The 23,158-nt window shown below is 71.3% G+C and carries 23 protein-coding genes; 9 read left to right on the top strand and 14 right to left on the bottom strand.

Annotated features, from left to right (window positions below):
* Window position 1: 1 nt before the first annotated feature.
* A complete protein-coding gene (locus O7608_RS23085) occupies window positions 2-1,123 on the bottom strand; it encodes a pyridoxal-phosphate dependent enzyme (RefSeq protein WP_282230404.1) in 1,122 nt (373 codons plus the stop codon).
* A 297-nt stretch (window positions 1,124-1,420) separates the two neighbouring features.
* On the opposite strand from O7608_RS23085, the gene O7608_RS23080 reads away from it, so the two are divergent.
* Genes O7608_RS23080 through O7608_RS23070 form a run of 3 tightly spaced genes read left to right on the top strand, consistent with a single transcriptional unit; the run spans window position 1,421 to window position 4,198 of the window.
* Window positions 1,421-2,200 carry a class I SAM-dependent methyltransferase gene (locus O7608_RS23080; RefSeq protein WP_289206579.1) on the top strand — a complete coding sequence of 260 codons (780 nt, stop codon included), beginning with the start codon at window positions 1,421-1,423 and terminating at the stop codon, window positions 2,198-2,200.
* A complete protein-coding gene (locus tag O7608_RS23075; RefSeq protein WP_289206578.1) occupies window positions 2,197-3,420 on the top strand; it encodes an ATP-grasp domain-containing protein in 1,224 nt (407 codons plus the stop codon). The genes O7608_RS23080 and O7608_RS23075 overlap by 4 nt, the downstream gene beginning before the upstream one ends.
* A gap of 19 nt (window positions 3,421-3,439) precedes the next feature.
* The gene (locus O7608_RS23070) at window positions 3,440-4,198 is read left to right on the top strand and encodes a class I SAM-dependent DNA methyltransferase (RefSeq protein WP_282230407.1); all 759 of its coding nucleotides are present in this window, start codon (window positions 3,440-3,442) and stop codon (window positions 4,196-4,198) included.
* Here O7608_RS23070 and O7608_RS23065 read toward each other — a convergent pair.
* The 5 genes from O7608_RS23065 to O7608_RS23045 form a co-directional block, all read right to left on the bottom strand.
* Complete coding sequence (locus O7608_RS23065) at window positions 4,168-4,986, bottom strand: ABC transporter ATP-binding protein (protein ID WP_289206577.1); 819 nt, start codon at window positions 4,984-4,986, stop codon at window positions 4,168-4,170. The two genes, O7608_RS23070 and O7608_RS23065, sit on opposite strands and share 31 nt — an antisense overlap.
* A gap of 3 nt (window positions 4,987-4,989) precedes the next feature.
* Window positions 4,990-6,948 (bottom strand): dipeptide/oligopeptide/nickel ABC transporter permease/ATP-binding protein, encoded by a 1,959-nt coding sequence (locus O7608_RS23060; protein WP_289206576.1) that lies wholly within the window; start codon window positions 6,946-6,948, stop codon window positions 4,990-4,992.
* 23 nt (window positions 6,949-6,971) lie between these two features.
* Window positions 6,972-7,937, bottom strand: a complete 966-nt coding sequence (locus tag O7608_RS23055) for an ABC transporter permease (protein WP_289206575.1) — start codon at window positions 7,935-7,937, stop codon at window positions 6,972-6,974.
* On the bottom strand, window positions 7,934-9,490 hold the full coding sequence (locus O7608_RS23050; protein ID WP_281554514.1) for an ABC transporter substrate-binding protein: 1,557 nt from the start codon (window positions 9,488-9,490) through the stop codon (window positions 7,934-7,936). Before O7608_RS23050 ends, O7608_RS23055 begins: the two co-directional genes overlap by 4 nt.
* A 170-nt stretch (window positions 9,491-9,660) precedes the next feature.
* A complete protein-coding gene (locus O7608_RS23045; protein ID WP_289206574.1) occupies window positions 9,661-10,215 on the bottom strand; it encodes a TetR/AcrR family transcriptional regulator in 555 nt (184 codons plus the stop codon).
* 93 nt (window positions 10,216-10,308) lie between these two features.
* Here O7608_RS23045 and O7608_RS23040 point away from each other — a divergent pair, with 93 nt between their 5' ends.
* From O7608_RS23040 to O7608_RS23020, 5 genes are read left to right on the top strand one after another with little or no spacing between them, the layout of a single operon-like run.
* Entirely contained in the window at window positions 10,309-11,187 is an 879-nt protein-coding gene (locus O7608_RS23040; RefSeq protein ID WP_281554516.1) for an oxidoreductase, read from the top strand.
* A 52-nt stretch (window positions 11,188-11,239) separates the two neighbouring features.
* Window positions 11,240-12,118 (top strand): maleylpyruvate isomerase N-terminal domain-containing protein, encoded by an 879-nt coding sequence (locus O7608_RS23035; RefSeq protein WP_281554517.1) that lies wholly within the window; start codon window positions 11,240-11,242, stop codon window positions 12,116-12,118.
* Window positions 12,119-12,170: 52 nt separating this feature from the next.
* Window positions 12,171-12,620 carry a helix-turn-helix transcriptional regulator gene (locus O7608_RS23030; RefSeq protein ID WP_289206573.1) on the top strand — a complete coding sequence of 150 codons (450 nt, stop codon included), beginning with the start codon at window positions 12,171-12,173 and terminating at the stop codon, window positions 12,618-12,620.
* Window positions 12,621-12,625: 5 nt separating this feature from the next.
* Window positions 12,626-13,036, top strand: a complete 411-nt coding sequence (locus O7608_RS23025) for a VOC family protein (protein WP_289206572.1) — start codon at window positions 12,626-12,628, stop codon at window positions 13,034-13,036.
* 13 nt (window positions 13,037-13,049) lie between these two features.
* The gene (locus tag O7608_RS23020) at window positions 13,050-15,437 is read left to right on the top strand and encodes an ATP-binding cassette domain-containing protein (protein ID WP_289206571.1); all 2,388 of its coding nucleotides are present in this window, start codon (window positions 13,050-13,052) and stop codon (window positions 15,435-15,437) included.
* On the opposite strand, the gene O7608_RS23015 is transcribed toward O7608_RS23020, so the two are convergent.
* The 7 genes from O7608_RS23015 to O7608_RS22985 all read right to left on the bottom strand — a co-directional run bounded on the left by O7608_RS23015 (window position 15,422) and on the right by O7608_RS22985 (window position 20,890).
* Window positions 15,422-16,210 carry an urease accessory protein UreD gene (locus tag O7608_RS23015; RefSeq protein ID WP_289206570.1) on the bottom strand — a complete coding sequence of 263 codons (789 nt, stop codon included), beginning with the start codon at window positions 16,208-16,210 and terminating at the stop codon, window positions 15,422-15,424. The genes O7608_RS23020 and O7608_RS23015 overlap by 16 nt on opposite strands.
* Window positions 16,210-16,968: an urease accessory protein UreG gene (gene ureG / locus O7608_RS23010; RefSeq protein WP_289206569.1), complete on the bottom strand. Its 759-nt coding sequence runs from the start codon at window positions 16,966-16,968 to the stop codon at window positions 16,210-16,212. The genes O7608_RS23015 and ureG overlap by 1 nt, the downstream gene beginning before the upstream one ends.
* Window positions 16,958-17,650, bottom strand: coding sequence for an urease accessory protein UreF (locus O7608_RS23005; protein ID WP_289206568.1), 693 nt, complete (start codon window positions 17,648-17,650; stop codon window positions 16,958-16,960). The genes ureG and O7608_RS23005 overlap by 11 nt, the downstream gene beginning before the upstream one ends.
* Before the next feature lie 20 nt (window positions 17,651-17,670).
* Window positions 17,671-19,407 carry an urease subunit alpha gene (locus tag O7608_RS23000; protein ID WP_289206567.1) on the bottom strand — a complete coding sequence of 579 codons (1,737 nt, stop codon included), beginning with the start codon at window positions 19,405-19,407 and terminating at the stop codon, window positions 17,671-17,673.
* Window positions 19,404-19,826 (bottom strand): urease subunit beta, encoded by a 423-nt coding sequence (locus O7608_RS22995; RefSeq protein ID WP_289206566.1) that lies wholly within the window; start codon window positions 19,824-19,826, stop codon window positions 19,404-19,406. Before O7608_RS22995 ends, O7608_RS23000 begins: the two co-directional genes overlap by 4 nt.
* An 8-nt stretch (window positions 19,827-19,834) precedes the next feature.
* On the bottom strand, window positions 19,835-20,137 hold the full coding sequence (locus tag O7608_RS22990) for an urease subunit gamma (protein ID WP_123601150.1): 303 nt from the start codon (window positions 20,135-20,137) through the stop codon (window positions 19,835-19,837).
* A 132-nt stretch (window positions 20,138-20,269) separates the two neighbouring features.
* Window positions 20,270-20,890: a hypothetical protein gene (locus O7608_RS22985; RefSeq protein WP_289206565.1), complete on the bottom strand. Its 621-nt coding sequence runs from the start codon at window positions 20,888-20,890 to the stop codon at window positions 20,270-20,272.
* Between the two features lie 327 nt (window positions 20,891-21,217).
* Here O7608_RS22985 and O7608_RS22980 point away from each other — a divergent pair, with 327 nt between their 5' ends.
* Window positions 21,218-21,877, top strand: a complete 660-nt coding sequence (locus tag O7608_RS22980; protein ID WP_289206564.1) for a hypothetical protein — start codon at window positions 21,218-21,220, stop codon at window positions 21,875-21,877.
* A 26-nt stretch (window positions 21,878-21,903) separates the two neighbouring features.
* Here the strand turns inward: O7608_RS22980 and O7608_RS22975 are convergent, their stop codons facing one another.
* Window positions 21,904-23,109, bottom strand: a complete 1,206-nt coding sequence (locus O7608_RS22975) for a cation:proton antiporter (protein WP_289206563.1) — start codon at window positions 23,107-23,109, stop codon at window positions 21,904-21,906.
* Window positions 23,110-23,158 lie beyond the last annotated feature (49 nt).

The raw sequence follows: 23,158 nt of genomic DNA, 5'->3' as shown, positions 1-23,158 counted from the left end.
CTCATCCGGCCGTCGCGGGCCGGTCTGTTGCGGGCCGGTCTGTTCCTGGGCCGCCGGTGACGGCGGCGGGGTGCAGGTCCTGGCCGGCTGACGGCGGATGGGCGCGTCGCGCCCACGGCAAGGTCGACCAGGGCGGGGCCAGCTCGTCGAGAGAGGCAATCTCCACCGGCTCCAACGTCTCCATGTCGAGGGCTTCGCGGTGGCGGGCGAAGACCTTGTCGACGTACCGATGGCCGGTGTCGGCTCCGATCAGCAGATGCACCCGTTCCGGGTGGCGGCGGGCCTCCCACCGCGCTGCGAGGTACGCCGCACCGGTGGAGAGGCCGGCGAAGACCGCATGAGACCGCATCAGCGCGATGGTGCCGGCCATGGCGTGGCGAAAGCCGATCCAGTGCACCTGGTCGTACAGTTCGTGGTGGACGTTGTCGAAAGGGATGGCGCTGCCGATCCCGGCGATGATCGCGTCCGGATCCGGAAACCGTTCACTGCCGAAGCTGACGCTGCCGAACGGTTGGACACCTACGAGCCGGGTCGACGGGTCGTGGGCGCGGATCGGCAGAATCAGTCCGGCGCTGGACGCACCGGTGCCGACGCTGGCGACGAGGGTCAGCGGGACCTGCGGTACGGCGGCCCGGACGAGTGTCGCCAGTTCGGCATAGCCGAGTCGGTGCACCGGGTCGTGGTACTGGCGCATCCAGTGCATGCCGGGGTTGGCGCGCAGGAGCTCCCGTACCCGCGCCACGCGTCGGTGCTGGTCCAGTCGCAGATCGCTCTCGACGGGCATCTGGTGCACGGTGGCGCCGAGGATCTCCAACTGCGACCGGATGGTCGGGGTCACCGTGGTCGAGGCGACGATGTGGCAGCGCAGTCCGTACCGGTGACAGGCCATGGCCAGCGCGAGGGCGTAAATTCCGCTGGAGCTGTCGACGAGGGTGTCGCCGGGGCGGACGGTCCCCGCCGCCAGCAGGGCCCGTACCGCGCCGAGGGCGGCGTAGACCTTCAGGGTCTCGAACCGGGCCAGGATCATGGTGTCCGACAGGCGGATGAGGCTCGGTGTCTTGATGGCGTCTGTGACGTGCAGGTGTACCGGCGGCGGGGGCGTCGACGGGCCCGTGGACGGCATGGGCTGATCGCTCCTCTGATGTTCATCACATTGTCGTCAGGGAATGTGTCTGCTCGGTATCGAGGCGTTCCGTTGACATGTTGGTCGCTCCGAGTGGTGGATTGGTTCCTGTTGTCGTGCGAATCAGGACGCTGGCAGTCGAGCGCTGGACAATGTCCGACATCGATATAATGATCCAGGATTCATTTGCTTCACCCTGATGTGGAGGTGATCAGTTTTCTTCGGTCGGCGGGGAACTTCCGCACGTCGTTGAGCGACCTGTAAGGCGTCAGTCGTCGCATGAGTTCGGAGCTGCCGATGGAGTGGTTTGCAGACGACGGGTTCTGGGTGGACTTCGCCGGCGCGTTGTTCGCCCCGCACCGTCAGCAGGAGGCCCGGAACTGGGTGGCGACCTCGCCGCTGCTGGAGGTCGCAGCCGGGACCAGAGTGCTGGACCTCGGCTGCGGTCCAGGTACCTACGCCGTGCCGCTCGCCGCACGCGGTGCCCGGGTCACCGGGGTGGACCTGAGCGCGACCATGCTGGACCGAGCCGACCTCGCCGGCGAGCAGGCCGGAGTGACGCTACGTCTGGTCCGCGCCGACATGCGGGAGTTCGTCGAGCGGGACAGCTACGACCTGATCATCAGCATGTACACCTCGTTCGGGTATTTCACCGACCCGGCCCAGAACCAGCTCGTACTGCGCAACGCCTGGCAGAGCCTGGTGCCAGGCGGGCGACTGTTGCTGGATCTGTTCAGCAAGGAGATCTTCGCCCGGTGGGCGGGCACCCCGAAGGTCGTCGAGGTGAGCGGCGGACATCTGGTCATGCGGGACACCATCCTGGACGACTGGACCCGGTTTCGTAGCGACTGGACCCTGATCCGGGGCGACACCGCCCGGCACGCGTACTTCGAACAGTTCGTCTACAGCGCCGCCGAGATCCGCACCATGCTGGACACCGCCGGATTCACCGGCATCACCTGCTTCGGCGGCTTCGCCGGTGAACCGTACGACAATCACGCGCAGCGGCTGATCGTGCAGGCGAGCCGTCCTGCGCAGGCGAGCCGTCCCCGGCAGGCCGAGGAGGCGGGGGCGTGACCATCGTGTCGCTGGAGGCGTTGACGTTCGGCCTCACCCGGCTGCGCGACGCCGCCGCCGAGTCCGGGCACCGGCTGTGCCTGCTCACCGGGGACCGGTCAATCTACGCGTACGAACTCGACCGGCTCGGACCCGACGACGTGACGGTGATCGACGTCGACACCACCGACGTGGCCGCCTGCGCCGCCGTGCTCGACCGGCTGCCCGACCTCGCCGGGCTGGTCAACTCCACCGACACGTGGATGCTGCCCGGTGCGACGCTGGCGGCCCGGTACGGCCTGGCCACGCTCGGCCCGCAGGTAGCCCACACTCTGCGGGACAAGGCACAGGTCCGTACCCTGCTGCACCGGGCCGGACTCAGCCGCGCCGACGCGCTCCGCGTGGAGCCCACCGGCGAGGCGGTCGCCGGGGCGGTCGCGGCGATCGGCTACCCGGTGATAGTGAAGGACTCGGCGGGCACATCGTCCCGGTCGGTGTGGCTGATCCGCGACGACGCCGAACGCGACCGGACCGCCCGCGAGGTCGCCGAAGCCACCCTGCTGGGTCGACACCTGGTGGTCGAACCGTACTTCCCGGGCCCGGTGTACAGCGCCGAGACCGTCAGCTGGCGTGGGCACACCAGACTGCTCGGGATCGCCGTGCACATTCACACCCCCGAGCCGGTCCGTCGGGAGGAGGCCGTCGCTTTTCCAGTCGCGCTCCCGCCAGCCGAGTCGGAGCGGCTGGCGACCTGGATCGGGGAGGTCCTCGCCGCCGTCGGGTTCACCGACGGCGTGGCACACACCGAGTTCGCCCACACCCCGGCCGGCCCCGAGGTCGTGGAGATCAACGGCCGGATCGCCGGGGCGGTCATCGGGGAGATGATGTGCCGGTCGCTCGGGGTGAACGTGTACGCGGCGGTGACCGACACCGCGCTCGGCCGACGGCCCCGGCTGCTCGACGCACCACTGAGTGCCGACCGTGGCTACGGCATGACGTTCCTGCATCCACCGGCGGCCGGCCGACTCGCCGGCTGGCGCGGACCCGAACGGCTACCGATGTTCCCCGGCGGCCCGGAGTTCTTCCCGACCGCCCAGCCCGGTGACCGGATCGTCCACCTCGCCGACCAACGCGGCTGCACCGCCCTGGTGATGGCCGAAGGGCCCACCGCCGAGATCGGGCTCTACCACTCGCTGGCCGCCGCCGGCACCGTCACCCACGACATGCGACCGCTGCACTGAAGCCTCGGACAGGAGCCTCATGACCACGTACGGACCGGAGACCTACGGTGAGCGCAACGCCGACGTCTACGACGAGTGGCACGCCGACCTCGACCCGACCGATGCCGTCGACTGCCTGGCCGACCTGATCGGGCACGGGCCGGCCGGGCCGGTCCTCGAACTGGCGGTCGGCACCGGCCGGGTCACCGTTCCGTTGGCGGGTCGCGGGATCGATCTGCGGGGCATCGACGCCTCCGAGGCGATGGTGGCCCGGATGCGGGCCAAGCCAGGCGGCGACCGGATTCCCGTCACCATCGGCGACATGGCCGACGTCGATCCCGGCACCGACGACCGGTTCGCCATGGTCTTCGTCGTCTTCACCACCTTCTTCTTCCTGATGACCCAGGAGGAGCAGGTGCGGTGCTTCGCCAACGTCGCCCGACGACTGCTGCCGGGCGGGCTGTTCGTGCTGGAGTGCCTGGTGCCCGACCTCGCCCGCTACCAGCGGCAGCAGAGCGTCGACGCCCACCGTGTCGACCACGACCACGTCCGCCTGGTCGCGGTCCGCCACGACCCCGTAGACCAGCGTTTCGACGGCCAGCACATCCTGATCAGCAACGACGGGATGCGGCTGGCCCCGGTGTCGATGCGCTACGCCTGGCCGTCCGAGCTCGACCTGATGGCCCGCCTCGCCGGTCTGCGCCGTCGGCACCGCTGGGGTGGCTGGCGCCGGGAGCCCTACCTCGGCACCGGCACCCACGTCACCGTCTACGACAACCCGGCCGGCTCGGACGCGTGACGTCGTGGCCGGTCGGTGGCGCCGAGGTCGATGGTGGGGGTCGCCGCGAGCAGCGCCCGGGTGTACGGATGGCGCGGGCCGCCGGTGACCTGCCCGGTCGGTCCCTGCTCGACGATGCGGCCGTGCCGCATGACCGCGACGCGGTTGGCAAGTTGCCGGACGACGGCGAGGTCGTGGGAGATGAACAGGCAGGCCAGGCCGAGCCGGTCGCGCAGATCGCACAGCAGGTTGAGGATCTTCGCCTGCACCGATACGTCGAGCGCGGTGACGGGTTCGTCGCACACCAGCAGGCGTGGTCCCAGCGCCAGCGCGCGGGCGATCGCCACCCGTTGCTGCTGACCGCCGGACAGCTGCCGGGGCCGGCGTCCGCCGACCGCAGGACCGAGCCCGACGAGGTCGAGCAGCTCGTCCACCCGTGCGGCGCGGGACCGGCCGTTGCCGACCCGGTGGATGTGCAGTGGCTCGGCGAGGGCCTGGCGCACCGTCTGAGCGGGGCTGAGGGTCAGGTACGGGTCCTGGAACACCATCTGGACCTGTCGTCGGTGTGCCCGCAGCGCGCGACCGCGCAGGGCATGGACGTCGACACCCTCGAACCGCACCGATCCGACCCGGGGCCGGTGCAGTCCGGTGACCACGCGGGCGAGGGTCGTCTTGCCGCAGCCCGATTCGCCGACGAGCCCGACGATCTCGCTGGCGGCGACCCGGAGCGTGACGTCCTCGACCACACTCTGCCGGCCCCGGCCGTGCCGCCGGGGGTGGTCGGCGGTGAGCTGTTCGATCTCCAGCATCGGTCAGTCTCCGTCCAGGTCGCCGAGTGCCAGAAGGGGCGGCGACGCTCCGGCCGCACGGGTACGGGGGCACGCCGAGCGGTGCGCCTGGACCGGTCCCACCGGCAGCAGTACCGGCTGGTCATGGCCGCATCCGGCTACGGCGATCGGACACCGGGGAGCGAACGCGCAACCTGACGTGTCGTCCGGCCCGGCACCGGAGCGTCCCGGCATGGTGCGGAACCGGGTGCCCGGTGCCGCACCGGGACGCGGCACGGCGTCGAGCAGACCCCGGGTGTACGGATGGTCGGGATGACGGACCACGGAGTCGAGCGGCCCGTACTCCACGATCCGGCCGGCGTACATCACGGCCACGGCGTCGGCCAGCCGGGTGACCACCGCCAGGTCGTGACTGACGACGACCATGGCCATGCGCAACTCGTCGCGGAGCTGCCCGAGCAGGTCGAGCAGCCGTGCCTGGACGGTGACGTCGAGCGCGGAGGTCGGTTCGTCGGCGACGAGCAGCTCCGGCTCACCCGCGATCGCGACGGCGATCTGGACCCGTTGCCGCATCCCGCCGGAGAGCTGGTGGGGATACTGGCCGGCGACCGTCGCCGGGTCGGGCAGACCGGCGAGGCGCAGCAGCTCCTCGCTGATCCGGCGGACCGCAGCCCGCCGACCTCGGCTGCCCGCGTTGCGGACCGCCTCGTCGACGTGCGCACCGATGCTGCGCAGTGGATCGAACACGGCGAGACTGTCCTGGAAGACCACCCCGACTTGGCGGCCGTTGACGTGGCGGCGATGGCGAAATGTGAGTCCGATGAGTTCACGTGCCGTGGATCCGGTCCGCAGCCGCGCGGAACCGGCGACGAGCGCGCCCGGGTCCAGCAGGCCGAACGGCGCCAACGCCGAGGTGGTCTTGCCGCTGCCGGACTCGCCGACGATCGCCAGCGTCTCGCCGCGGCGTACCGCGTAGGAGACGTCGGCGACGGCGCGCCGGAAGCCACCGGCACGTGGATAGGCTACGGACAGGTTCCGCACCCGCAGCAGTACGTCGTCGTCGGCAGCGGCCCTCGACGTGACGGTGGCCGTGGTCTCCGTGCTGCCGGTTGCGGGCACCCCGGGCCCCGGCCGCCTGGGTCGCGGCACCCGCAGCCGGGCCGGAAGTATCCAACGCAGCACCGACGGGCGCTCGTCGCCGACCGCCAGCCGTTCGCCGAGCAGGTTGCTCGCGAACACGACGGCGGTGATCGCGATACCGGGCGGGTAGGCCAGCCACCAGGCGGAGGCAAGGTAGGGGCGTCCTTCGATGAGCATCTGTCCCCACTCCGCCTGCGGTGGTGGGATGCCGAGGCCGAGGAAGCTCAGCGTGGCGACGCCGAGCACGATGGAGCCGACGTCGGTGCTGGCATAGACCAGGCACGGGGCGAGGGCGCTCGGAAGCAGATGACGGCCGATGACGCGCACCGGGCCGGCGCCGAGCAGCCGCAGCGCGTCCAGGTGCGGACTGGCCCGCAGACCCGCGACGCGGGCGCGGGCGATCCGCGCGTACGGGGCCCACGTCCACAGCGACATCGCGACGACGAGATTCTCCACACCGGGGCCACGTACGCCGATGACCGCCAGCGCCACCAGCATTCCCGGTAGCGAGACCGCCATGTCGATGACCCGGGCGACGATTCGGTCGACCCAGCCACCCAGGTATCCGGCGACAGCGCCGGCGAGCACCCCGATGGTCACCGAGACCAGCAGGACCGCCGCCGTGACGGCGAGTGAGATTCGCGCACCGTGCAGGAGCCGGCTGAGCTGGTCACGGCCCAGCTGGTCGGTGCCGAGCAGATGGGCCGCCGACGGCGGCAGCAGACTGGCCGACAGATCGTTGGCCGCCGGGTCGGCCGGCGCCAGCACCGGTGCGAGCAGCCCCACGACCGCGAACCCGGCCAACGGCAGGCCGACCAGCGCCGTCCGTACCGGGGCGGGCATCGTCCACTTTCCATGTCCGGCCGTCATCCGATGCCCGACCGGGCCCGGGGATCGACGAGGACCTGCACGACGTCGGCGAGCCGATTGGCCAGGATGAAACCTCCGCCGAGCACGAGCGCGCTGGCCTGCAGGGCCGGCACGTCACGGGCGGCGGCGGCGTGGACGAAGTACGCCCCGAGACCGGGCCAGCCGAAGACTTGTTCCACCACGACCGTGCCAACCAGCAGACCGCCGATGATCACCCCGGTTACGGACAGGATCGGCCCGGCCGCGTTCGGCAGACCGTCCCGGAGCACGATAGACATCGGCCCGCTGCCCCGGGCCAGCGCCGCCAGGACGTACGGCCGGTCGATCGCTTCCCGTAACGTGACAGCCACCACCCGGCTGAGCACTCCGGCCGCCGGCAGCCCGAGCACCGCCATCGGCATCACCCAGGTGGCGGGACCGGCCATGCCTGACGTCGGCACCAGTTGCCACCGTAGAGCCAGCAGCAGAACCAGGAGGTAGCTCAGCCAGAACGCCGGCACCGACGTCGCCAGCAGCGCCCCGATCCGCAGTACCCCACGCAGCGGCCCCCGCCCGGCCACCGCCCCGGCGACGCCGACGGTCATCCCCACCACCACGGCCACCACGACCGATCCCGCCACCAGCCCCGCCGTCACGGCCAGCCGGTCGGCGACCTCGGGGCCGATCGGCAGGTTCGTCCGCAGTGACAGTCCGAAGTCGCCGGTGGCGGCGTCGGCCAGCCACCGCACGTACCGCACCGGGGCGGGAGCGTTCAGCCCAAGTTCGGAGCGGACGGCCTCGACCTGCTCCGGAGTCGCCGGCCGGCCGGCCCGGGTGGCCGCCAGCACCGCGGCGGGATCGCCGCGGGCCAGCAGCACCAGCGCGAACGTTCCGGCCGACAGCGCGAGCAGCACGCCGACGGTGTCGACGGTCCACCGTACGAGGTGGCCGCCGACGGACCGTGGCCGCAGGGACACGCTCACCCGACGGTGACCCCGGTCAGTTCGAGATCTACGTCGGTGGGCGGCACCGCGAAGCCGTTCACCCCGTCGCGCACCGCCCACAGTCGGGGCCGGTACACCAACGGGACGAACCCGGTATCAGCGGCCACCGCCTCGTAGAGGTCCTGGTAGGCCTCGGAACGTTCAGCGGGGTCGGTGGCGAACAACGCCTTGTCGACCAGGTCCTCGGTGGTCGGCGTCACCCACAGCGGCGCTCGGGCCCCGTCGGTGAACAGGGACACGATCGAGCTGGACGGGTCGTACGGGGCGCCGAGGGTTTCGAAGAAGGTCAGGTCGTACCTGCCCTCGGCCCGCTCGTCGTAGTAGGCGGCGGCGTCGACCGGGACCAGTTCCACGCCGATCCCCACCTCCTGCAGAGCGGAGGCGATCGCGGCGGCCATGGTGCGCGGATCGAGCTGCCCCTCGGCCGGTGCGGCCGGGATGAGCAGCCGCAACGACAGCGGCTCGCCGTCGCGGGTCCGGATCTCCCCTTCGCGGAGGTAGCCTGCGGTGTCTAGCACCCGCCCTGCGGCGGCCCGGTCGAAGCCGACCGGCAGATCGGTACCGGAGTCCGGCACGCTCGGCGGGAACACCCGACGGGCCGGTTCCGCTTGGCCCAGGAACAACGCCGTCGCTAGCGCCTCGGTGTCGATCGCCCGGCCGACGGCCTCTCGGACCGCCCGGTCGCCGGCGGGGCCGTCGGGGTTGAACCCGAGCAGGATCGAGACGTCCGCCGCGCCGGTGATCAGCCGTACGCCGGCGCGATCGCGCAAGGACTGCGCCTCCACCGGCGTGATCGGGGCCAGGTAGGCGCCGCCGATCAGATCGATCTCGCCGTTGGTGAGTGCGTCGACGCGGGCCTGCGAATCCGGGATCACCTTGAACTCGAGCCGTTCCAGACTGGGCTTCGGCCCCCAGTAGTCGTCGTTGCGCTCCAGCACGGTGCCGGTGGCGCCGTTGGACACCAGCTTCCACGCCCCGGTGCCCACCGGGTCCTGGAAGGTGCCGTCGGCGCCGGCGGACTCCGGGCTGAGCAGCCGGACAGGACGGACGATCGACAACTCCTGCAGCAGCGGTTCGTACGGTTCGGACAGGGTGAGCACGACTGTGTCCGGATCCGGGGCGTCCACAGCGGAGACGACCTGCGAGGCCCGGAAGAACGAGAAGCGTTCGTTGCCCACCCACCGGTCGAAGTTCCACTTGACGGCCATGGCGTCGACCGGCGTCCCGTCGGTGAAGTGCACGTCGTCGCGTAGGTCGAAACTCACTTGCCGTCCGTCCGGTGCCACCGTCCAGGACTCGGCCAGGCCCGGCTCCAGTTGCCCGTCCTCGCCGTAGCTGACCAGTGGCTCGTAGATGGCGTCGAGGAGCAGGAAGTTGCCGGTGAACGCGTGCGGGTCCAGTGCGCCCGACTCGGTGCCCAACCCGATCCGCAATGTCGTCGAGGTGGCGCCACCACCGGAGTCAGCGCTGCAGGCTGTGGTGAGTCCGATCGACGCGGCGAGGACGGCGGCAAGCATGCGGGGTCGCGGCACGGAGCGCTCCAGATAGACGTCAGTCAATAATGTGTCCCGGGGTCCGATAGGAGTAGTCGGTGCAACGGCGTCGCTGGTTCCCGGCACAACCGTTTCGATGTCGCGGACCGGCGGCGCGCCGGACCCGGGTCGCCGGGTTCTACGGTCGCGGGCGGAGTGACGAGCTGGCTCTACGGGCGCGGGCCGGGGGTGACGAGCCGGCGTACGGCGGTGGCCACGCTGGCCCGGCGCGCGGCCACCGACGTCGGCGCCGGATCGTCGTAGGCCCGGGCGACGGCGAGAACGACGGCGAGCAGTTCGGCGGGCGGGAGCGTGTCGTCGACCAGGCCGGCGGCCTGGGCCTCGGCCAGGGCGGCCAGTTTTCGTCGGGTCGAGTGGTGGTTCTGCTCCATCCGGGCGAGCTCGCCGGGCCGTTCGAGGGTGTGCCACTGCAGCAGTCGGAGCAGGTCCGGGTGCGTGACGCCGAAGTCGAACATCGCGGTGGCGTAGCCGGGTATGTCGTCTGCGTCGAAGGGCACCGCTTCCATGAAGCGCTCCAGGTGGGTGGCGAGGGTGGTGTCGAAGAGCCGTTCCTTGCTGCCGAAGTACGCGTAGATCAGCTGCTTGTTGGCGCCGGCGCGCTCGGCTACCCGGTCGACCCGGGCGCCGGCCAGGCCGTGGGCGGCGAACTCGACGGTGGCGGCGTCGAGGATCCGGTGCTTGGTGGCGGTGGAGTCGCGGACCATGCCGCCAGCCTACCCAAAACCAACTGGTTGGTTGACAACTGCGCGGGTAGCGCCGATGATGTAACTATCTAGTTGGTTACCAAGGGAGAGATCATGAGCGACAAGGTCGCCGTCGTCACCGGCGCCTCCTCCGGCATCGGCGAGGCCACCGCCCGCAAGCTGCGCGCCATGGGCTACCACGTCTACGCCGTCGCCCGCCGGCTCGACCGGATCACCCCGTTGGCCGACGTCGGCATCCGGCCCGTGCGGGCCGACATCACCGACGACGCCGCGCTGGTCGACCTCGTCAAACAGGTACTGGCCGAATCCGGGCGGGTCGACGTGCTGGTCAACAACGCCGGGTACGGTTCGTTCGGCGCGGTCGAGGACGTGCCCTTGGACGAGGCCCGCCGCCAGTTCGACGTCAACGTGTTCGGCCTGGCCCGGCTGACGCAACTCGTGCTGCCGCAGATGCGCCGGCAGGGCAGTGGACGCATCGTCAACATCTCGTCAATCGGTGGGAAGATCCACGAGCCGCTCGGCGGCTGGTACCACGCCACCAAGTTCGCCGTCGAAGGACTCAGCGACTCGATGCGGATGGAGCTCGCCCCACTCGGCATCGACGTGGTCGTCATCCAGCCCGGTGCGATCGCCACCGAGTGGCCCGCCATCGCCGGCCAGCATCTCCTCGACACCTCGGGTCGCGGCCCGTACGCCGACCAGGCGGCACTTGGCGCGGCCATCCTCGCGGTCGAGGACGGCCCGGCGTCGCCGCCCTCGGTGGTCGCCGACGCCGTCGCCAGAGCGGTGCGCGCCCGCCGGCCACGGACCCGCTACCCCGTCGGCCGGGCCGCCAGGGTGATCCTGGCGGCCCGGCGGATTCTGCCCGACCGTGTCTTCGACCGCTTCGTCCGTACCATGCTGCGCACCCTCGCCCGTGTCGTCGCCAGGCGCGACCCCGGCCAGGGTCGGCTCATCGGAAATCGCGCATGAAACGCGCAACGTCAAGGAACACTGTCGACGCAGCCGGTGCCACGATCACCGGATGAGTTTCGTTGTGCCCGTTGACCGCTGGACCCTGGCCCGTACGGCGTTGAGTGTCCTCACCGACCGATTCCAATCACTGCTGACAGTCGACAGTCAGCCGAAGGCGATGGCGACCCGCGACTGGACGGTGTCGGACACCGCCGCGCACGTGGTGAGCATCGCGATGCTGTACGTCACCCTCGTCGAGGGTGACGAGCCGCCGCTGCAGATCCCCGACATCCGCGCGGCCCTGTCCGCCGCGAACGTCGACACCGTCGCCGACGTCAACGACCATGTGCTGCGGCACTTCACCGAACGCGACCCGGCTCGCCTCGCCGAACTGCTCGGCGAGGCGACCGACGCGATTCTCGCGGCGACCGCCCAGCTGCCGCCGGAAAGGACCGTCCAGTGGCTGGGCGACGCGCGGGTGCCGATCGCCGGCATGGTGGCACACCTGGTCAACGAGCTGCTGGTGCACGGCTGGGACATCGCCCGGGTGTTGCGCCGCCCCTGGTCGATGCCCGACGACTACGCGTCGCTGTACTTCGACCAGTTCTTTCTCGGGATGCTGCACCACGACTACGGCGTCCTGCTGGACACCTCGCGGGCAATGCCGAAACGGCCGATCGCGGTGCAGTTCCGTTCTGCGTACACCCCGACCGCGACCGTCGTGCTCGGTGACGGACGGATCCGGCTCGCCCCACCGGACGACCCGGTCGACGTCCGGCTGCGGTTCCGTCCGGCCCGGTTCAACCTGATGCTGTTCGGTCGGACCGGCACCGCCGTCGCCGCTCTGCGTCGCGACGTCGTCGTCGGAGGGCCGCGGCCGTGGCGCCTGCCCGCCTTCCTACGTGTCGTTCACATGCCGAACGCACGCTACGCTCCCGCCGCACCGTAGGTTGGGCCGCGCCGGGCGGGAAGTGCCGACGGGGTGTGGCAGCATCGCCCGGGTGACCGGCAGTGCGAGGCAGGAGCAGCACCTGGGCGACCTGGCGCGGCTGCGCCGGGTGCGCGACCGGATCGACCGGGAGTACGCCCGGCCACTCGACGTCGAGGCCCTGGCCCGTGGCGTGCACATGTCGGCCGGGCACCTCAGCCGCGAGTTTCGGCGCGCCTACGGCGAGTCGCCGTACGCGTACCTGATGACCCGGCGCATCGAACGCGCGATGGCGCTGCTGCGCCGGGGTGACCTGAGCATCACCGACGTCTGTTTCGCGGTCGGCTGCGCGTCGCTGGGCACCTTCAGCACCCGGTTCACCGAACTGGTCGGCGTCCCGCCCAGCGTCTACCGGCGCCGGGCCGGCTCCGCACGCCCGGAGATGCCCGCCTGCCTGGCAAAACAGGTCACCAGACCGATCAGGAATCGAGAAGCACGGGCCCCGGCGGCGCAACTAGCGTGACCGCCATGGACATCACGATTCACTCCAGCTTCCTGCCGCATGACGACGCCGACGCCGCGTTGGCCTTCTGGCGTGACCTGCTCGGCTTCGAACTGCGCCTGGACGTCGGCTACGACGGGATGCGCTGGCTCACCGTCGGCCCGGTCGACCAGCCCGGCACCGCGATCGTGCTGCACCCGCCGGGTGTCGACCCCGGCATCACCGACGACGAGCGCCGTACCATCACCGAGATGATGGCCAAGGGCACCTACGCCGGCATCCTGTTGGCCACCAGCGACCTCGACGGGGTCTTCGAGCGGCTGCAGGCCGGCGACGCGGACATCGTCCAGGAGCCGACCGAGCAGCCGTACGGGGTCCGCGACTGCGCCGTGCGGGATCCCGCCGGCAACCTGATCCGCATCCAGCAGACTCGATAGGTAGGGGATTTCGATGAGCAGGGCCACCGCGTCGGGGGAGCGGCCGTCCACCCCGCACGCCGCCGACAGTCACGACCTGATCCGGGTGCACGGCGCGCGGGTGAACAACCTCAAGGACGTCAGCGTCGAGATCCCGAAACGCCGGCTGACGGTGTTCACCGGGGTCTCCGGTTCGGGCAAGAGCTCGCTGGTGTTCGGCACGGTCGCGGCCGAGTCGCAGCGCCTGATCAACGAGACGTACAGCGCCTTCGTGCAGGGGTTCATGCCGACGCTGGCCCGGCCCGAGGTCGACGTGCTCGATGGGCTGACCACGGCGATCATCGTCGACCAGGAGCGGATGGGCGGCGATCCGCGGTCCACGGTCGGCACCGCCACCGACGCCAACGCGATGCTGCGGATCCTGTTCAGCCGGCTCGGGCAGCCGTACGTCGGCCCGCCCAACGCGTTCTCCTTCAACCTGGCGTCGGTGCGGGCCAGCGGGGCGATAACCGTCGAACGCGGCGCCAGCAAGACCACGAAGCAGACCTTCACCCGGCTGGGCGGCATGTGCCCGCGCTGCGAGGGTCGGGGGTCGGTCACCGACTTCGACCTGACCGCGCTGTACGACGACAGCAAGTCGCTCAACGAGGGCGCGCTGACCATCCCCGGCTACAGCGTCGACGGCTGGTACGGGCGAATCTTCAGCGGCTGCGGTTTCTTCGACCCGGACAAGCCGATCCGCAGGTTCACCAGGTCGCAGCTGCACGACCTGCTGTACAAGGAGCCGACCCGGATCAAGGTCGACAACGTCAACGTGACGTACGAGGGTCTGATCCCGCGGATCCAGAAGTCGTTCCTGGCCAAGGACGTCGACGCGATGCAGCCGCACATCCGGGCGTTCGTGCAGCGGGCGATCACCTTCACCACCTGCCCGGACTGCGCCGGCACCCGGCTGAACGAGGCGGCCCGGTCGTCGAAGATCAACGGGATCAACATCGCCGACGCGTGCGCGATGCAGATCAGTGACCTCGCCGAGTGGGTCCAGGCGCTGGCCGAGCCGTCGGTCGCACCGCTGCTGACCGCGCTGCGGCACACCCTCGACTCGTTCGTGGAGATCGGCCTCGGCTACCTCTCGCTGGACCGCCCGGCGGGCACCCTGTCCGGCGGTGAGGCGCAGCGCACCAAGATGATCCGGCATCTCGGGTCGTCGTTGACCGACGTCACCTACGTCTTCGACGAGCCGACCATCGGGCTGCACCCGCACGACATCGCCCGGATGAACAACCTGCTGCTGCGGCTGCGGGACAAGGGCAATACGGTGCTGGTCGTCGAGCACAAGCCGGAGACGATCGCGATCGCCGACCACGTCGTCGACCTCGGCCCCGGTGCCGGCACCGCCGGCGGCGAGGTGATGTTCGAAGGCACCGTGGACGGGCTGCGGGCCAGCGTCACCGTCACCGGCCGCCACCTCGACGACCGGGCCAACCTGAAGAAGTCGGTCCGCGAGCCCACCGGCGCGCTGGAGATCCGTGGCGCGAACGCCAACAATCTGCGCGACGTCGACGTCGACATCCCGCTCGGTGTGCTGGTCGTGGTGACCGGGGTCGCCGGCTCCGGCAAGAGTTCGCTGCTGCACGGGTCGATCCCGGCCGACGCGGGGGCGGTGTCGATCGACCAGACCGGTATCCGAGGCTCTCGGCGCAGCAACCCGGCGACATACACCGGGCTGCTCGACCCGATCCGCAAGGCGTTCGCGAAGGCCAACGGGGTCAAGCCGGCGCTGTTCAGCGCCAACTCCGAGGGCGCCTGCCCGACCTGCAACGGTGCCGGGGTCATCTACACCGACCTGGCGATGATGGCCGGCGTCGCCACCGTCTGCGAGGACTGCCAGGGCCGGCGGTTCCAGGCGGCGGTGCTGGAGTACCAGCTCGGCGGCCGGGACATCAGCGAGGTGCTGGCGATGTCGGTGGCCGAGGCCGAGGAGTTCTTCGCGTCCGGCGACGCCCGCACCCCGGCCGCGCACGCCGTCCTGCGTCGGCTCGCCGACGTCGGGCTCGGCTACCTCACCCTCGGCCAGCCGCTCACCACCCTGTCCGGCGGCGAGCGGCAGCGGCTGAAACTGGCCACCCACATGGCGGAGAAGGGCGGCGTCTACGTTCTCGACGAGCCGACCACCGGCCTGCACCTGGCCGACGTCGAGCAGTTGCTCGGCCTGCTCGACCGGCTGGTCGACGCCGGCAAGTCGGTGATCGTCATCGAGCACCACCAGGCGGTCATGGCACACGCCGACTGGATCATCGATCTGGGGCCGGGTGCCGGTCACGACGGTGGTCGGATCGTCTTCGAGGGCACACCGGCCGACCTGGTCGCGGCCCGTTCGACGCTGACCGGTGAGCACCTCGCGGCCTACGTCGGCGGCTGAGCCCCGGCCCGGTCGGGTTCGGCCCGGTCGGGTTCGGCCCGGTCGAGTTCGGTGCGGACGCCGCGGGCGGTCGGGCCGGTCGTGGTGACCAGCACCGCCGGCCCGCCGGCCAGCGGCAGCCGGGCCGCGCCGGGGCCGAGCGGGCCGGCCGCCGGGGGCCCGCCGGCTGCCCACTCCGGCCGGACCACCAGCACCGAACCGGTCGCCTTCGCCCCGGCGAGCACCGCCGGCCCGGCCCAGCCGTCGGCGCGCGGGCCCACCGCCAGGTCGGTGCGCAGCACCGTGCGGCCCGCGTACCGGACGGTGGTGTCGATCCGGGCGTCACCGGACGGCTCACCGTCGCGCCCGCAGACCAGCTCCTCCCGCCACAGCAGGGCCGCGCCGTCGGCCAGCTCCACCACCGATCGGGACAGGTGGTGGCAGCCGGCGGCGGCGATCAGCGGCTCCGGCAGCCAGCGCAGCTCGCCGCCGGTCGCAACCCGGACCAGCATCTGCAGCGTCGACCGGCGGCCGTCGGGTCCGGGCAACGCCAGCGACGCTGCGACAGTACGCAGACACACCCGCGCCCCCGGCCCGACGTCGACGTCCAGCCGCAGGTCGTCGCCGCCGAGCGGGCCGGCCGCCGCGCCGACCAGATGCACCTGGACCTCGTCGCCGGCGGCGGCTGCCGGGCCGGTGCGGCGCAGCACCAGTGGCGGCTCGCCGCGCAGGCAGACCAGCCGGGTCCGCCCGGCGGCGTCGACCTCGGCGACCAGCCGGGCGTGGGCCCGCATCAGCCGGCGACCTCCGCCGGGGTCTGGGCGCGGGCCCGCAGCAGCCCCCGGATCCAGTCGGCCACCGGCGTCGCCGTCCGGTCCTGCACCAGCGACAGGAACACCGTCGGCAGCTCGCCCCGGCGGGCGGCGGCGTCGCGCTGCATCACCGACAGGTCGGCGTTGACCAGCGGCGCCAGGTCCGTCTTGTTGATCACCAGCAGGTCGGCGGTGCTCACCCCGGGCCCGCCCTTACGCGGCACCTTGTCACCGCCGGCCACGTCGACCACGAAGATCTGCTGGTCGACCAGGCCCCGGCTGAACGTGGCGGTCAGGTTGTCCCCGCCACTTTCCACCAGCACCAGATCGAGGGTGCCCAACTGGTCGGACAGGTCCTCGATGGCGTCCAGGTTGGCGGAGATGTCGTCGCGGATCGCGGTGTGCGGGCAGCAGCCGGTCTCCACCGCCCGGACCCGCTCCGCCGGCAGGACGCCGTTGCGCAGCAGGAAGTCGGCGTCCTCGGTGGTGTAGATGTCGTTGGTGACCACGGCCAGCCGCAACTCGTCGGCGAGCGCCCGGCACAGCGCGGCGACCAGCGCGGTCTTGCCGGAGCCGACCGGCCCGCCGATGCCGATCCGCAGCGCGGGGGAGCCGTCCGGCAGCCGGGGCGGGTGCGGGTCGACCCCCGGATCGGGGTGGGTGTGCGGTACCTCCCCGTCGGTGTGCGCGTGCGGTTCGGCGGACCCGCCGTGGACGTGGGTGTGTGGTTCAGGACGCAAAGAGACGCACCTCCCAGGTGGCGTGGTGTTCGGCGTCGACCTCCGGGATCGGGGCCGAGCCGGCGGGCAGGTCGTCGACCGGCCGGTCGGCCAGGGCGGCCGCCCCGGCGGCGACCGCGTCGATGTCCGGCGCGAGCCGGGCCAGCAGGCCGTGCACCGCGTACGGGTCGAGGCCGAGCAGCCGCACGGCGGCGCTGGCCGGTCCGGTGACGGCGGTGTATGCGGCGGCCAGCGCCGCATCGGCCGGGCCGAGGCCGGCGGCGGCGGCGACCACGCCGAGCGCGACCGGCTGGTGGCGGTCCCGGGGGCCGCCCGCCGGCAGCGCCCAGATGCCCCGTCCGGCGCGCAGCAACGCCCGGCCCTGTGCCCGCGACGCGCGGCGCAGCGCGGGCGACGGGGTGCGGGCGTCGATACCGTCGTCGAGCGCGTCCAGCCGGCCAGGGCCGGCCCCGTCGTCGGTCGCGGCTGTTGCAGCCGCGGCCGCGAACGCGGCGGCGGTACGCCCACCGGTGGTGAGCCGGCCGGTCAGGTACGCCGCCACGCCGGCCAGGTCACGGACCCGGCCGGCGACGACGGCCGCCTCCAGCCCGCTGGAGTGGGCATGCCCGCCGGCCGGCAACCGGCCATCGGCCAGCACCAGCAGCGTGGCGAGCCCGCTCATCGGCGGGTCCGGGCGTGACACATCGTCATCATCGCCGGCGGTCAGAACAGGAAGTAGCGCTGCGCCATCGGCAGCTCCACCGCCGGAGCCGGCTCGATCGTCTCCCCGTCGATGCGTACCGTGAACGTGTCCGCGTCGATCTCGATCCGGGGGGTGGCGTCGTTCAGCGGCATGTCGGCCTTGCCCCGCCGCCGGGTGTCGGCGACCGGGGCGAGCCGGCGACGGATCCCGAGCCGGTCACCGAGCAGCGCGTCGATCGCAGCCGGCGCGACGAACGCCAGGCTGGTGGCGGCCGGCACGGTGCCGTACGCGCCGAACATGGGCCTCGGCAGCATCGGCTGCGGGGTCGGGATGGAGGCGTTCGCGTCGCCCATCTGCGCCCAGGCGATCATGCCGCCCTTGATCACCAGGTGCGGCCGGACGCCGAAGAAGACCGGATCCCACAGCACCAGGTCGGCCAGCTTGCCGGGCTCCACCGAGCCGACCTCGCCGTCGATGCCGTGCGCCACCGCCGGGCAGATCGTGTACTTGGCGACGTACCGCCTGGCCCGGATGTTGTCGGCAGCGCCGTCGCCGGGCAGCGCGCCCCGGCGGGCCTTCATCACGTGCGCGGTCTGCCAGGTACGCAGGATGACCTCGCCGACCCGGCCCATCGCCTGCGAGTCCGAGCCGATCATCGAGATCGCGCCGAGGTCGTGCAGGATGTCCTCACCGGCCATCGTGGACGGCCGGATCCGGCTCTCGGCGAACGCCAGGTCCTCCGGCACGCTCGGGTTCAGATGGTGGCAGACCATCAGCATGTCGAGGTGCTCGTCGAGGGTGTTGACGGTGTGCGGGCGGGTCGGGTTGGTCGACGACGGCAGCACGTTCGGCTCGGCCGCCACCCGCATGATGTCCGGTGCGTGCCCGCCGCCGGCCCCCTCGGTGTGGTAGGCGTGGATCGACCGGCCGGCGATCGAACCGAGGGTCGACTCCACGTAACCGGCCTCGTTGAGCGTGTCGGTGTGGATCGCCACCTGCACCCCGGAGGCGTCGGCGACCCGCAGGCAGGCGTCGATCGCCGCCGGGGTGGTGCCCCAGTCCTCGTGCAGTTTGAAGCCGCCGGCCCCGCCGCGCAGCTGCTCCCACAGCGACGCCTCGCTGACCGTGTTGCCCTTGCCGAGCAGCAGCACGTTGACCGGCCAGGGGTCGAGCGCGGCGAGCATCATGCCCAGGTGCCACGGACCGGGGGTGACCGTGGTGGCCTTGGTGCCCTCGGCCGGCCCGGTGCCGCCGCCCATGATCGTGGTGATCCCGCTGGCCAGCGCGGTCTCCAGGATCTGCGGGCAGATCAGGTGTACGTGACTGTCGATCGCCCCGGCGGTGAGGATCTTGCCGTTGCCGGCGATGATCTCGGTGCCCGGCCCGATGACCAGGTCCGGGTGCACGCCGTCCATCGTGTCCGGGTTGCCGGCCTTGCCGAGCGCGACGATCCGGCCGTCGCGGATGCCGACGTCGGCCTTGACGATCCCCCAGTGGTCCAGCACCACCACTCCGGTGATCACCGTGTCCGGAGCGCCGTCGGCCCGGGTCGCCAGGGACTGGCCCATCGACTCGCGGATCACCTTGCCGCCGCCGAAGACCACCTCGTCGCCGTACGCCGGGGTGCCGTCGGCGCCGGGTGGGGTGCACCGGTCCTCTTCGATCTCGATCAGCAGGTTGGTGTCGGCCAGCCGGATCCGGTCACCGGCGGTCGGTCCGAGCAGGGCGGCGTACCGCCGTCGGTCCAGGGTGCTCACGCCGCGTCTCCCGCCTCGTCGCCGTCGCTGTCGCCTGCGGTGCCGCCTGCCGTAGTGCCGGGTCGCCGTTCGTCGACCGGGCCGGCGCACTCGCCGCGCAGCCCGGCGACGATCCGCCGACCGCCCAACGGCACCAGGTCGACCTCGCGGTCCACCCCGGGCTCGAAGCGCACCGACGTGCCGGCGGCCACCGCCAACCGGTGCCCCCAGGCGGCGGCCCGGTCGAAGTCCAGCGCCGGGTTGGCCTCGGCGAAGTGGTAGTGCGACCCGACCTGCACCGGCCGGTCCCCGGTGTTGACCACGGCCAGGGTCAGCACCGGTCGGCCGGAGTTGAGGGTGATCGGCCCGTCGCCGGGGATGAGTTCACCGGGAACGACTGTGCCGCCGTCGGTGCCCGACGGCGTGGGTGGTGCGCTCAATCTCGCTCCTAGGAGATCGGCTCGTGTACGGTCACCAGCTTCGTCCCGTCGGGGAAGGTGGCTTCCACCTGCACCTCGGGGAGCATCTCCGGCACACCGTCGAGCACGTCCTCGCGACCGAGCACGGTGCGCCCGGCCTCCATCAGCTCCGCCACGCTGCGGCCGTCCCGGGCACCTTCCAACAGGAAGGCGGTGATCACCGCGGTCGCCTCCGGGTGGTTGAGCCGGATGCCCCTCTCACGGCGCTTCCAGGCCACGTCGGCTGCGACGTGGATGAGCAGTCGCTCCTGCTCGTGCCGGGTGAGAAACAAAACCGGACCTCCATGAGCGATCGAGACCTGGGTCGTGGCAGATGCTGGCATTCTGACATTTCAATCACGTTACGTACACGTATCCGACTCACTGGGTCGGCGACGCCACCTGCGCAGGTGAGGCGGCGACCGTCACTCGTACAGGGCGGCGTCGACCAGGATCGCCACCCCGTCCGGCAGTTCGCACCGGACCTGGATCTTGAGCTCCTGCATCCCCTCGACGACCGCGTTGAGCGATCCGGGCTGCACGGCGGTCGCCTCGTACTGTCCGCCGCCGACGTCCCACACCAGGCGGCCGTCGCGGGCGCGTTCGCCGACCAGGACCTCGACGTGCATCCGGGCATCCGGTTGGCTGTCGAAATGCGGCCGAACGGTCGCCTGGAAAGTGTCGAATCGGCCGAAGAGTTGATAGGCGACCTCGCTGACCTTGTCATTGCTCTGGTTGCTCGGGCACTTGATCACGATGGCGCGTTGAAACTCGGCGGTCTCCCGTAGTTCGCGCGGAAGTTCCGTGAGATTGGCGGTGCCGGCGTGTGCCGGGAGCGCGGAAAGGTATTCGATCCTGGTCGCGGCCGGTGAGCCACCCGCAGGGGCGTCTGGCGACGTGACCGCCGGCACCGTCGCCGAGGGGGTGGTCGACGCCGGTGGCACCTGGCCTCCGACTGGGAAGCGCCAGTCGAGCACGGCGACGATCACCCCCAGCGTGGTGACCACCAGGCCGACCACCGCCAGCCGTTCGGATATTTTCCGCACCGACCGACGCGGTCGCTCACGGCCTTCACCTGCAGATTGTCCATTGTCAGGCATGGTTCGTCCATCGGGGTAGCGGAGAATGATTGTGGCGGCATGCCACCATTACCTTACTCGATCGACCTAGTGGATCGGTGGCCTCTCCGAGTGCGTCGACGTGAACCGTGCACACGGTTTCTGAGGTCCCTGAGTGATTGTCGGCCGTGCCTGGCCGATGCGCATATGGAGGAACCGATGTCAATAACCGGAGATGGTCCGTCGGCGACAGCTGGTACCGCATCGCCACGGCGATCAACCGGCAGGCTCCAGCGGCTGCTGGTCGGAGTGTCTGTGATGCTTGCGGTGGCCGCGTTCGTGCTCGCCGCCACCGCGACCGTGATCGCCTGGCGGGCTTCGGACCGGGTCGACGCGATGGCGACGCCCGACGGCGGTGACGGCGGGTCGGAGCCGGGCGCGGAGCCGACGATCGAGGCCTCCGCGAGGCCGGACGGGCCGGAGCCGACTGGACTGCCCGATGATGTGCCGTCGGCCAATCCGACCGCGCAGCCGACGCTCGACGCGCAGACCCGGTACACGGTCCACTACTCGCAGGAGCCACTGACGCTGCGGGTGTTCGGCAACAACAGCAGCATGCACGCCGACCTGGACGAGCCGCGGGCCGACGTGCTGTCGTCCGAGGCGGACATCACGTTGCGTGCCGGTTACAGCAACGCGCCGGCCAACCTGGTTCTCGGCCGCGACGTACGCGGCAGCCAGGTGGACGCGCCAGGGCTCACTCCGCACGACTGCTCGGAACAGATCCGTATGGCTCCGCTCGGTGCCGAGGCCCGGGTGCCGGTCCAGCAAGGTGTGGTGCTCTGCCTCTGGACGAGCCGTGCCGCAGCCGTCAACTCGGGCCGGGCGCAGCTTGTCGTGCAGTTGGAGATCACCGGGGCCTCCCCTGATGGGGAGGTCAGCCTGGAGATGAACGCGTGGAAGATCCCGGGGTGAGGATCTGCGACGGGAGCCACCCAAGGTCAGCTTGGATGGCTTCCGTCCCTGTCCGAGCCCGGGTCGGGGGCGGTACGCCGGGTCTCGTCGAAGGCGTTGGCGACCAGGACGTCGGTCGACGAGTGGGCCAGGATGGAGATCACGATGGTCAGCGCGACCAGGTGGAAGACCAGGTCGGCGGCGTCGATGCCGCTGTTGAGCACCAGCAGGCCGTAGACCACCGAGGCGAACCCCTTCGGGCCGAACCACATGGCCGCGACCTGCTCCCGGGCGTGCATGCCGGAACGGAAGAAGGCGACTGCCAGCGCCACCGGCCGCGCCACGACGATCGCCAGCACCGCGAACACCCAGCCGGGCCAGGAGATCTCACCGAGGAACTCGACCGAGATCAGCGCGCCGAAGACCAGCAGGGCGGCCAGCTTCAACAGCTCGGCGACGTTCTCGCCGAAGTGTTCGAAGGCGACCCGCTGGCGGGGGCCGAAGGTGGCGATGGTGCTGCCGGCGGCGAACGCCGCCAGGAACAGGTTGCCGTGGGTGAGCTGCCCCAGGGCGAGCACCAGCAGGCCGATCGCGACGCCGTTGAGTGGGGCGTAGTGCGCCGAGGTGCCGAACCAGCGCAGCCGTTCCAGCATGATCGCCGCCAGCGGTACGGCGACGCCGATCACCAGACCCAGGGCCAGTTCGGTGGCCAGTTCGCCGAGGTGCAGATCAGTGGAGCCGTTGGCGACGGCCAGGAAGAGGATCACGAACGGCAGGGCCAGGCCGTCGTTGGCGCCGGACTCCACGTTGAGCAGGTGCCGCAGCCGGTACGGCACCTTCTGGTTGCCGACCAGCGCGGCGGCGAAGACCGGGTCGGTGGGGGCGAGGACCGCGCCGATCAGCAGCGCCTCCGGCCAGTCCAGGCCGACGACGAGGTGGGCCAGCGCGGCGGTGACGGCCATGGTGAGCGGCAATCCGACGCCCAGTGCCCGGGTCGGCAGCCGCCAGCGAGACCGTAGATCGCGCCAGCCGACCCGCATGCCGTCGCTGAACAGCACCGCGAACAGCGCCAGCTCGGCCAGGGTGCCGACGATGGGGGAGTCGGGCTCGATGTCGAGCACACCGGTGGTCTGCGGGCCGAGGACGAAACCGGCGATCAGGAACAGCGCGGCGGTCGACAGGATGGTGCGGTGCGCCAGCGCCGAGACCAGTACGGCCAGTAGCAGTACGGCGGCGAAGGACAGCAGCAGCATGCGCCCTCCGGTCACCGGGGATGGCGGTTCGAGTGGATCGTACGCCGGA

Origin of the sequence: Solwaraspora sp. WMMA2056, from assembly GCF_030345095.1 — a bacterium.
GTDB lineage: Bacteria > Actinomycetota > Actinomycetes > Mycobacteriales > Micromonosporaceae > Micromonospora_E.
This window is presented reverse-complemented; position numbering and strand designations above follow the sequence as displayed.